The organism is Streptomyces africanus (assembly GCF_002150735.1).
In the GTDB taxonomy this organism is placed as follows: Bacteria; Actinomycetota; Actinomycetes; order Streptomycetales; family Streptomycetaceae; genus Streptomyces; species Streptomyces africanus.
Genome location: NZ_MUKA01000276.1, coordinates 1 through 502 on the forward strand (window position 1 = coordinate 1; position 502 = coordinate 502).

Here is a 502-nt window from a genome sequence, read left to right on the forward strand (position 1 = left end):
CCGTCCCGGCCGGCCCCTTCGTACGCCACGAGCCCGCCGTCCGCTATCGCGGCATCTTCATCAACGACGAGCAGAACCTCACCACCTGGTCCCACCGGACCCAGGAGCCGGACAAGAACATCGGCCCCCGGACCTACGAGCGGGTCTTCGAGCTGCTGNNCTGGCCCGCGATGCACCCGTACTCCGACTTCTTCAACAAGCACCGCGAGAACCCCGAACTGGCCGACCGCTACGGCATCGTGGTCGGCTCCAGCCACCCCGAGGCCATGCTGCGCAACGGCGTGCACGAGTGGGAGCCGTGGGCCGAGGAGCACCGCAACCCGGACGGCACCCTGCCGGTCTACGACTACACGGTGAACCCGGCCGTCATCTCCGGCTACTGGCGGGCGCGGGCCCGGCAGAACGCCGCCTACGAGAGCAGCTGGACGATCGGCATGCGCGGCCTGCACGACTCCGCCCTGGAGACGAAGTACGCCACCACGATCCCGGAGAAGGTCGCGGT

The 502-nt window shown here is 69.2% G+C and carries 1 protein-coding gene (cut by a window edge); it reads left to right on the plus strand.

Going from position 1 to position 502, the window contains the following annotated elements:
- On the plus strand, positions 1 to 502 hold part of the coding region annotated (locus CCL05_RS30745) for a glycosyl hydrolase 115 family protein (protein ID WP_208641654.1) (this coding region is incomplete at its 5' end). The annotated region continues 1,681 nt past the right edge of the window; 502 of 2,183 annotated nt are visible.